General features: G+C 31.1%; 7 protein-coding genes. All 7 read left to right on the top strand.

The window, feature by feature from the left end:
- Nucleotides 1-153, top strand: a 153-nt coding sequence (locus B0A78_RS15065; protein WP_169859095.1) for an OmpA family protein, incomplete at its 5' end; no start/stop codon positions are given.
- 143 nt (nucleotides 154-296) lie between these two features.
- Nucleotides 297-2,252 (top strand): peptidylprolyl isomerase, encoded by a 1,956-nt coding sequence (locus B0A78_RS06230; RefSeq protein WP_065213128.1) that lies wholly within the window; start codon nucleotides 297-299, stop codon nucleotides 2,250-2,252.
- Nucleotides 2,253-2,271: 19 nt separating this feature from the next.
- Nucleotides 2,272-3,624, top strand: coding sequence for a peptidylprolyl isomerase (locus B0A78_RS06225; RefSeq protein ID WP_014165037.1), 1,353 nt, complete (start codon nucleotides 2,272-2,274; stop codon nucleotides 3,622-3,624).
- Between the two features lie 103 nt (nucleotides 3,625-3,727).
- Nucleotides 3,728-5,374 (top strand): hypothetical protein, encoded by a 1,647-nt coding sequence (locus B0A78_RS06220; protein WP_097609475.1) that lies wholly within the window; start codon nucleotides 3,728-3,730, stop codon nucleotides 5,372-5,374.
- A gap of 149 nt (nucleotides 5,375-5,523) precedes the next feature.
- Nucleotides 5,524-6,477, top strand: a complete 954-nt coding sequence (locus tag B0A78_RS06215; protein WP_014165039.1) for an AAA family ATPase — start codon at nucleotides 5,524-5,526, stop codon at nucleotides 6,475-6,477.
- A gap of 2 nt (nucleotides 6,478-6,479) precedes the next feature.
- Nucleotides 6,480-7,163: a carboxylesterase family protein gene (locus B0A78_RS06210; RefSeq protein WP_014165040.1), complete on the top strand. Its 684-nt coding sequence runs from the start codon at nucleotides 6,480-6,482 to the stop codon at nucleotides 7,161-7,163.
- Nucleotides 7,164-7,377: 214 nt separating this feature from the next.
- Complete coding sequence (locus tag B0A78_RS06205; protein ID WP_014165041.1) at nucleotides 7,378-10,146, top strand: bifunctional aconitate hydratase 2/2-methylisocitrate dehydratase; 2,769 nt, start codon at nucleotides 7,378-7,380, stop codon at nucleotides 10,144-10,146.
- The last annotated feature ends 222 nt before the right edge of the window (nucleotides 10,147-10,368 follow it).

Raw genomic sequence — 10,368 nt, 5'->3', positions numbered from 1 at the left:
AACGGTATTGCTAAAGATCGCTTAACAGGACGTGGTTATGGAGAATCACAATTAGTAAATGATTGTGGTTGCGAACCAACCAATCAATCTTCTTGCACAGAAGAACAACATCAAGCAAACAGAAGAAGTGAATTTATCATTGTAAAAATGTAATAAAATATAAAAGCTTGGTTAAAAAGCACCTCATAGGAGGTGCTTTTTTCGTTAATAATTTTTTGTTAATAGATTTATCTTTACTTGTTTAATGTGTTCTAATTCTTATTTTTGCTTTGCTATTTATAAATAACAATAGAATAATGAATCTAAAAGAGTTTTTAACTACTGCATTATTTGCAGTTTCTACTGTAGGTTTTTCACAAAGTACAAATAAGGACATATTATTTACCATTGATGATAAACCGTATTATACAGATGAATTCTTACGAGTTTATAATAAAAATATTGATTTGGTTAAGGATGAATCGCAAAAAGATTTGAATGCTTACTTAGATTTATATGTAGCTTATAAATTAAAAATTCATAAAGCTAATAAATTAGGATTGCAAAATGGAATGCAATACAAAAATGAGTTGCGTTCTTATAGAAATCAATTAGCTAAAAATTATACTTCCGATAGTAAGGTTACAAAAGCATTAATTGATGAAGCCTATTCCAGAATTCAAAAAGAAGTAAAAGCATCACATATTCTTATCTTATGCGATGAAAATGCAACAGCTCAAGACACACTAAAGGCTTATAAAGTAGTTCAAGAGATAAGAAACAAGGCTCTGAAAGGAGAGTCTTTTGAATCATTGGCAATTCAATATTCTCAAGATCCTTCTGCTAAAGAAAATAAAGGAAATTTAGGATATTTTTCTGCTTTTCGTATGGTGTATCCTTTTGAATCAGCAGCTTATAACACAAAAATAGGAGAAATATCTATGCCAGTACGTACAAAGTTTGGATATCATCTACTAAAAGTGCAAGATATAAGAGAAAATAGAGGAGAGCTAACAGTAGCCCATATTATGATCTTAAAGACGAAAAGTACTACAGATGCTGATAGTATAAAATCTAAAAACTCAATTTTTGATATTTATTCAAAATTAAAACAAGACGAAAATTTCGCTACTTTAGCAAATCAATATTCAGAAGATAAAAGCTCTGCTCCTAAAGGAGGAACTTTGCCTCGTTTTAGTTCAGGTCAGTTGAGTTCAGAAGTTTTTGAAAATAAAGCATTTGAATTAAATAAAGCAGGAGATTATTCAGAACCTTTCGAAAGCCAATTCGGATGGCACATAGTTAAACTTATTGAAAAACATCCCATTAAGAAATTACAAGAGATGGAACGTGAGCTAGACACTAAAATTAGAAAAGATGATCGCTCCAAAATAATAGTTTCTGCATTAACATCTAAACTACGTGAAAAATATCCTGTAAGACGTAATGAAAAAATGTTTTCAGAAATTAGAAATAGTATAACAGATAGTTATTATACTACTGAGTGGAAAATGCCAGAAGATAAAAAGCAATTTGATGGGGAATTAGTAAAATTAGCAGATAAATCTATTCCAGGAACTGCTTTTCTAAATGAATTAAGTTCGCAACAAAAAGCAAAAACAAAAATAAAACCTATTGAAAAATGGATAGATCAAGTATATTCCAATTTTATAGATAATCAATTAAATCTTTATTATAATGAAAATTTAGAAAAAGAATTTCCTGATTTTGAAAATATCGTAGCAGAGTATAGAGATGGTCTGCTCTTATTTGATCTAATGGAAAAAGAAATTTGGAATAAGGCCAAACAAGATTCTATTGGACTTAAAAATTATTTCGAACAAAATAAATTGAACTACCAATGGAAGAATAGAGCAAAAGTAATAATAGTATCTTCTACCAATGAGCAACTTGTTAAGAAAGCTCAAAAAATATTAAGAGAAAATACTACCGTAGATCTATTGAAAGAAAAAATAAATACAAAAGAAGTCGTTCATGTTATACCTAAAGAAGAAACAATCGAAGAAGGGATGAACCCTAATATAATTTTGAAAGAAGGAGTTTCTAAGATTTATAAAGAAAAAGAGTATTTTTACGTTAATAAAGTATTAAAGGTTTTACCAGCTGGACAAAAGACATTAGAAGAAATAAAAGGAAAAGTTATTAGTGATTATCAACAATATCTTGAAGATAGTTGGGTTTCTGAACTCAAAAAAGAATTTAAAGTTAATGTTAATAATAGTATTTTTGAAAAGTTAAAAACATCCAAATAAAAAGTAATAAAGCAATAAAATGAAATTAATTCAAAAAGTAAGTGTTTTTCTAACTTTATTCATTGCCGTTTTTTCGACTACTGCTCAAAAAACAAAAGTAGATGGGGTAGTTGGAGTAGTTGGAGATTATATAATTTTAGATTCAGATATTGACAAAACGTACATTGAACTCAAACAACAAGGAATTAATACAAAAGAAATTTCTCGCTGTCAAATGTTGGGTAAGTTGTTAGAAGATAAATTATACGCACATCAAGCAGTTCAAGACAGTATAAAAGTAACAGATGCAGAAGTCAATCAAAAACTAGAAGAACAGCTAGATTATGCTAAACAACAATTAGGATCCATGGAGAAAGTAGTTGAATACTACAGGAAATCTAGCGAGCAAGATTTGAGAACGGAATTATTTGATATTATTAAATCAAATAAATTAACGGCAGAAATGCAAAAAAAGATTGTAGACCTCGTAACTATTACTCCTGAAGAAGTTCGTGATTTTTATAAAAAAATTCCAAAAGAAGAATTACCCGTTTTTGGAGCAGAAATGGAATTAGCTCAAATTGTTGTAAAACCTGAAATATCTAAAGACTCGAAACAGGTTATTATAGATCAACTAAAATCATTAAAAAAAGAGGTTTTAGAAAATGGAGCTAGTTTCTTTACAAAAGCCGTTCTGTATTCTGAAGATCCAGGGTCTAAGAATAACGGAGGATATTACAAAATGAATCGAAAAACTCAGTTTGTAAAAGAATTTAAAGACGTAGCTTTTAGTTTACAAGAAGGAGAAATATCAGAACCTTTTGAAACTGAATTTGGCTATCACATTATCCAATTAGAAAAAATTAAAGGACAAGATTTAGAATTACGACATATAGTAATTGCTCCTAAAGCCTCTGATAAAGCCATAAAAGAAGCAAGGGAAAAAGCCGAAAAAATTAGATCACGTATTTTAAATAAAGAATTAACTTTTGCTCAAGCAGCTCGCCAATTTTCAGATGAAAAAGAAACTAAAAATGACGGAGGGGTTTTGCTAAATCCTAAGACACAAGACACTCGTTTTGAGTTGACTAAGATGGATCCCTCTATTTATGGAGTCGTAGCAAACCTAAAAGATGGTGAAATATCCTATCCAGTAACAGATGAGGATAGAACAGGAGCTAAATTTTTTAAAATCATGACCGTAACCAATCGTTTTGAAGAACATACGGCTGACTATGCTAAAGATTACTTGCGTTTAAAAGAATTAGCGTTAAAAGAAAAGCAATTAAAAGAAATTGCAAAATGGAGTGCAGATAAAATAAAAGAAACCCATATTAAAATTAATGGAGAGTACCGTGACTGTACCTTCACAAATAACTGGTTAAAGAAATAATTTTTTATTTTATGTAAAAAGAGTTAATTTTATAGTTTTATAGAATTAACTCTTTTTTATTACTATTTATTTTAAGAGGGTGAGTTCGTAATTATTACTATCTATGCATACTCTTGCTTCCTTTTTAAAAGAAAATAATACAAAACTAAAACAAATAAAGAACCTAACTGTTCGTGATTTAGATGAGTTAAAACCGAACTCGTTCGTTGCTTATGTAGATCAAAAAGATAAAAGTTATGATGTGCAAATAAAAATCAATTCCAAGAAACAAATCGAGTCAACCCTTTGCGATTGTTCAGATAATGGAGTTTGTATACATATAATAGCATTAGCTTCTTTCCTTAAAAATCAAACAACAACCGAAAAAGTAAAAAAAAGAGTCGTTAAAAAGCAATCCGAATCAGATCAATTATTAGAAACGATTTCAGATCTTGATTTGCGAATTTGGATAGCAGATTTATTAAATACCAATAAAGAAATAGCCTTCGTTTTTAAAAATCAATTCTCTAAAGAAGAAATTCAAATTTCCGAAGAAAAACTTACCACAATTATTAATGAATCCATAAAATCTATTATAGGAAAAAGAAAAACAGTACAAACCAATGAGGTTAAAAAAATTATAGATACCCTTCAAATAAGTCTAAGACCTTATATTGATGCCCTTTTACAAAGTCAAACTCTAGAAAATCTAAAACTTATTAATTACATAGCCAAAGAACTTTGGCAATTTTATAATGACTATTATTTGCATACAACTCGAATTGAAACCTTTATTAATAAAATAAAAGAAACTTTTATTACAAACCTTTTACTCCTAAAAGATTTTGATCTATGGTGCGAAAGAGTAGAGTCCTTGATAGTCTTTGAAATAACAGATAGAGAAGAATATACTGATTTTTTTTATACGGATAAAATTTATAAATTTTCAAAAACAAACGAGTTAAAACTTGCTTTTTTCTTGAATAAATTGGAAGAACAAGCGAAACCTTTTTTAGAAAAAAAAGCAGATTGGGGATTACAAAACTTTCATTTAAGAGAATTTGTTTTACCTATTTACATTGAACATGGGATGTTTGCTAAGTATGTAAAAATCTTTGAACCCGTAAAATTTCAAAACGACTATAACCTCTTACTCATTCAAGCATTAAAAGAGTTAGGTGAAAATGAAAAAGTAGAAAAATATGCTTTAGACCAAATAGATAGTAATTATTATGCGGAATTTAACACCCCTTATGTGAAAATTTTAGATGAATTGTATCGCAAACTAGAGCAAAATGATAAATTAGCCTTATTACTAGCACGACACGGGAAATATATTTTTAGTCTAAATAACTATGAATTAATAAAAAAATATGCTCCTTTAGAAGATTTTAAAAAGTACCGACAAGCTTTGTTGATAAATGCAACTAATGCCATAGTTTCTGGAAACCAAGAAGCATTTGAGTTATATTATCAACTAAAAAAAGAAGAAGGAAAACAAGAATTTCTTTTTGATATTTTAAATAAAACAGATAGTTACACCATTTTTAATCAATACAAAGAAGATGCTTTTAAAATGTCAGAAATTAAATTCTTAAAAGCATTATGCAATATCCGTAGTTCGTCATTACACGAGAAAAAAGAGGTGAACGAAATTGTTCAATTTATAATAAAAAATTATGATGAAAAACAATTGGAATTTTATCTAAAACAATTCAGAGGTTTTAACGAAGTGCTAAGAATCTTACGAAAAAAGAGTTTAGATGAGTAATTAGCTTTATTTCAAATTTTTTTAAATCAAATAAAAACATTAGCTTTAACTTTTCTAAAGGTAAAAAAAAAACTTATAAGTGAGTTATGATTTTATATGTTTTCAATTTTAAAATCAAAATTCAAAAAATATAAAATAACATAGATAGAATGTCAGATGTAACAGCTATAGAACGATTAGTTCAGAAACAAAAAGAATTAAAAGCAGAAATTGGTAAAATAATTGTAGGACAAGAAGAAGTAGTCAATCAAATTGTATTAAGTATATTTTCTGGTGGACACGCACTTTTAGTAGGCGTGCCAGGATTAGCAAAGACATTAATGGTAAATACCATCTCGCAAGCATTAGGATTAGATTTTAAACGTATTCAGTTTACTCCAGATTTAATGCCGTCCGATATTTTAGGAAGTGAAATTTTAGATGAAAATCGCACCTTCAAATTCATAAAAGGACCTATTTTTTCTAATATTATTTTAGCAGATGAGATAAATCGTACACCGCCAAAAACCCAAGCAGCACTCTTAGAAGCTATGCAGGAAAAATCAGTTACGGTGGCTGGTCATCATTACAAATTAGAACTGCCTTTTTTTGTATTGGCTACTCAAAACCCAATAGAACAAGAAGGAACCTATCCTTTGCCAGAGGCACAGTTAGACCGATTTATGTTTGCTATCAAGTTAAACTATCCAACATTTGCAGAAGAAGTTTTGGTTGTAAAAAATACCACCTCTGATTTAAAAGTAAACGTAAATCCATTATTTACCCCAAGTGAAATTATTGAATTCCAACAATTGATTCGTAGAATACCTGTTACAGATAACCTGATAGAGTATGCCGTAACTTTAGTGTCTAAAACTCGTCCTGATAATGTTTTAGCTCCAGAGTTAGTCAAAAACTATATTGACTGGGGGGCAGGGCCACGAGCATCTCAAAATTTAATTTTAGCTGCCAAAACACATGCTGCTCTACAAGGTAAATTTAGTCCTGATATAGAGGATGTACAAGCCGTAGCAGTGGGAATTTTACGCCACCGTATTGTAAAAAATTATAAGGCAGATGCCGAAGGTATTACAGAAGAAAGTATTATTCAAAAATTGTTTTAATTATGAGATGGATAGGAGTAATTATAGCCTTATTTTTCTTATCTTTTCAAGAAAAACCTAAAAAAATAGAAGCCGTTAAAGGAAAAACCTCCTATCCTTTTTGGGTACAAGCCCCTAAAGAAGGAGAAAAATTACCTTTATTACTTTTTTTACACGGTAAAAGTCTCTCTGGTACCAATTTGAATCGTGTAAAACGATACGGCGTTCTGCGTGCTATAGAACGCGGACGTAAAATTGATGCGGTAGTAATGGCACCCCAATTAGCTAAAGGAGCTTGGAATCCTGATAAAGTATTAGAACTTATTCAATACGCAAAAGAAAACTACGCTGTAGATCCAACCCGTATTTACGTTTGTGGAATGAGCTTAGGAGGATATGGAACCTTACATTTTGCAGGAAAATACCCAAATGAATTAACAGCAGCCGTTGCTATATGTGGAGGAGGCAATACCGCAGATAGTTTTAACTTAGCACAACTTCCTTTATGGATTATTCATGGTGCAAAAGATTTTATAGTACCATTAAGAGAATCCTCAAAAGTATATGAGGCTATAAAAAAATGTATACCAGAAGCAGATGCTACTTTTACCATAGAGCCCAATGGAAATCATGGCAGTGTAGAACGCTATTTTCATAAAGATGCCTTTTATGACTGGTTATTTAAATATATAAAAGCCAAAAAATAATAATAAAAATATTTTATAAAACTAAAACAGGTTGTATTTCGTTAAAATACAACCTGTTTTATTTATTTATTTTTAAATATAAAGTGCTTAATTTGATATTTTGGTAAAAAATAATGAAAGATTGCGATATTTGTTTTGAAAATTTTTAAGCAATCTGAACATTTCGTAAATTTGAACAACAAAAATGATAACCTTATATTTATAGTAATTAGATATGGAATTGTATAAAGAATACCTTAAAGAAATTGAAGAGCGAAAAGGACAAGGATTGCATCCAAAACCTATTGATAGTGCTGAATTATTAAACGAAATTGTACTACAAATTAAAGATGTAAAAAATCAAGATAGAGAAGATTCTCTAAAGTTTTTTATTTACAATACCTTGCCAGGAACAACCCCAGCAGCAAAAGTAAAAGCTGATTTTTTAAAAGAAATAATTTTAGGAGAACTAGTTGCCGAAATTTCATCCGCTTTTGCTTTCGAATTGTTGTCACACATGAAAGGGGGACCTTCTATAGAAGTATTGCTGGATTTAGCTTTAGGAAATACTCCCGAAATAGCCAAACAGGCAGCAGAAGTATTAAAAACACAAGTTTTCTTATACGATGCAGATATGGATCGTTTAAAAGTAGCTTTTGAAAAAGGAAATACAGTAGCTAAAGAAATACTAGAAAGTTATGCTAAAGCTGAGTTCTTTACAAAGTTACCAGAAGTAGCAGAAGAAATAAAAGTCATTACTTTCGTAGCTGGTATAGGAGATATTTCTACAGATTTACTTTCTCCAGGAAATCAAGCCCACTCACGCTCTGATAGAGAATTACATGGTAAATGTATGATCTCTCCTAAGGCACAAGAAGAAATAGAAGCTTTAAAAGCACAACATCCAGATAAGAGTGTAATGTTAGTGGCAGAAAAAGGCACAATGGGAGTAGGATCTTCTCGTATGTCAGGTGTGAATAACGTAGCCCTATGGACAGGTAAACAAGCAAGTCCTTACGTACCATTTGTAAACTTCGCTCCAATTGTAGGTGGAACTAACGGCATTTCCCCAATTTTCTTAACTACAGTTGACGTAACAGGAGGTATTGGTATTGATCTTAAAAACTGGATAAAAAAGACAGATATAAATGGAGAACTAGTTCGAGATGAAAATGGAGAACCTGTATTAGAACAAGTCTATTCTGTTGAAACAGGAACTGTTTTAACAATCAACACAAAAACAAAAAAATTATACAACGGAGATGAAGAATTAATTGATTTATCAAAATCATTTACTCCACAAAAAATGGAATTTATCAAAGCAGGAGGATCTTATGCTATTGTTTTTGGTAAAAAATTACAAACCTTTGCAGCAAAGACATTAGGGATAACAGCACCTGTAGTTTTTGCTCCTTCAAAAGAAGTTTCTATAGAAGGACAAGGATTAACAGCCGTAGAAAAAATATTTAATAGAAATGCAGTAGGTAGCACACCAGGAAAGGTATTACACGCAGGTTCTGATGTTCGTGTAACAGTTAATATTGTAGGATCCCAAGACACTACAGGTTTAATGACTGCCCAAGAATTAGAATCAATGGCAGCAACCGTAATTTCGCCAATTGTTGATGGTGCTTACCAATCAGGATGTCATACCGCTTCCGTTTGGGATAAAAAAGCACAAACAAACATTCCAAAATTAATGAAATTCATGAATGATTTTGGTTTGATTACAGCGCGTGACCCTAAAGGAGTATACCATTCAATGACTGATGTAATTCACAAAGTGTTAAATGATATTACAGTTGATGATAGAGCCATTATTATAGGAGGAGATTCACATACACGTATGTCTAAAGGAGTGGCGTTTGGTGCTGACTCCGGTACAGTAGCTTTAGCTTTAGCTACAGGAGAAGCCTCTATGCCAATTCCAGAGTCTGTAAAAGTAACGTTTAAAGGAAATATGGCCAATTATATGGACTTCCGTGATGTCGTTCATGCAACACAAGCACAAATGTTACACCAGTTTGGAGGCGAAAACGTTTTTCAAGGTAGAATTATTGAAGTTCATATAGGTACACTAACAGCAGATCAAGCCTTTACTTTTACAGATTGGACCGCAGAAATGAAAGCCAAAGCATCTATCTGTATTTCTGAAGATGAAACTCTAATAGAATCATTAGAAATTGCAAAGTCTAGAATCCAAATCATGATTGATAAAGGAATGGACAACAAAAATAAAGTACTACAAGGTTTAATTGATAAAGCAAATCAACGTATTGAAGAGATTCGTTCAGGGAAAGAACCCGCATTAAAACCAGATGCAAACGCTAAGTACTATGCAGAAGTAGTAGTAGATCTAGATGTGGTAAACGAACCAATGATTGCCGATCCAGATGTAAACAATAAAGACGTTTCTAAACGTTATACACACGATACCATTCGTCCATTGTCTTTCTATGGAGGAACTAAAACCGTTGATTTAGGATTTATAGGTTCTTGTATGGTACATAAAGGCGATATGAAAATATTAGCTCAAATGTTGAAAAACGTAGAAGAACAAAAAGGAGAAGTAAAATTCAATGCACCGTTAGTAGTAGCACCGCCAACTTATAATATTGTAGATGAGTTAAAAGCAGAAGGAGATTGGGAAGTGTTGCAAAAATATTCAGGTTTTGAATTTGATGACAACAATCCTAAATCAAGTGCACGCATTGAGTATGAAAATATGTTGTATTTAGAACGTCCAGGATGTAACTTATGTATGGGGAACCAAGAAAAAGCAGCTAAAGGCGATACCGTTATGGCTACATCTACTCGTTTGTTTCAAGGAAGAGTAGTAGAAGATACGGATGCTAAAAAAGGAGAATCATTACTTTCTTCTACGCCAGTAGTAGTATTATCGACTATTTTAGGTAGAACTCCAACTATTGAAGAATACAAACAAGCAGTACAAGGAATAAACCTGACTAAGTTTGCCCCTTCTCATAAGTTGTTAGTAAAGTAATAAAATTTTAAAATCAATCAATCAAGCTGTCCTTAACTCTTTAGGGACAGCTTTTTTATATAATTTATACCATTTAAACTTTGAATTTTCTTTTTAAAAATAGTACCTCTACAAAAGCAACAAAAATTAGTGTTGGTTCTCGATGCGTTTCGCGCTCGAACGAACGATGATTTCAATTATATACTCAACCGTCCGTTCGAGTTGTTTTAAAATGAAAAAACA

Source organism: Flavobacterium columnare NBRC 100251 = ATCC 23463, from assembly GCF_002530675.1.
Taxonomy (GTDB): domain Bacteria; phylum Bacteroidota; class Bacteroidia; order Flavobacteriales; family Flavobacteriaceae; genus Flavobacterium; species Flavobacterium columnare.
Note: the sequence above shows the minus strand (reverse complement) of the source record. Positions and strands in the feature narration are given on the sequence as shown.

Bases quoted from the DNA above. Each gene is read 5' to 3' on its own strand.
- B0A78_RS06230 (WP_065213128.1), top strand. From the start codon at position 297: ATGAATCTAAAAGAGTTTTTAACTACTGCATTATTTGCAGTTTCTACT.
- B0A78_RS06225 (WP_014165037.1), top strand. From the start codon at position 2,272: ATGAAATTAATTCAAAAAGTAAGTGTTTTTCTAACTTTATTCATTGCC.
- B0A78_RS06220 (WP_097609475.1), top strand. From the start codon at position 3,728: ATGCATACTCTTGCTTCCTTTTTAAAAGAAAATAATACAAAACTAAAA.
- B0A78_RS06215 (WP_014165039.1), top strand. From the start codon at position 5,524: ATGTCAGATGTAACAGCTATAGAACGATTAGTTCAGAAACAAAAAGAA.
- B0A78_RS06210 (WP_014165040.1), top strand. From the start codon at position 6,480: ATGAGATGGATAGGAGTAATTATAGCCTTATTTTTCTTATCTTTTCAA.
- B0A78_RS06205 (WP_014165041.1), top strand. From the start codon at position 7,378: ATGGAATTGTATAAAGAATACCTTAAAGAAATTGAAGAGCGAAAAGGA.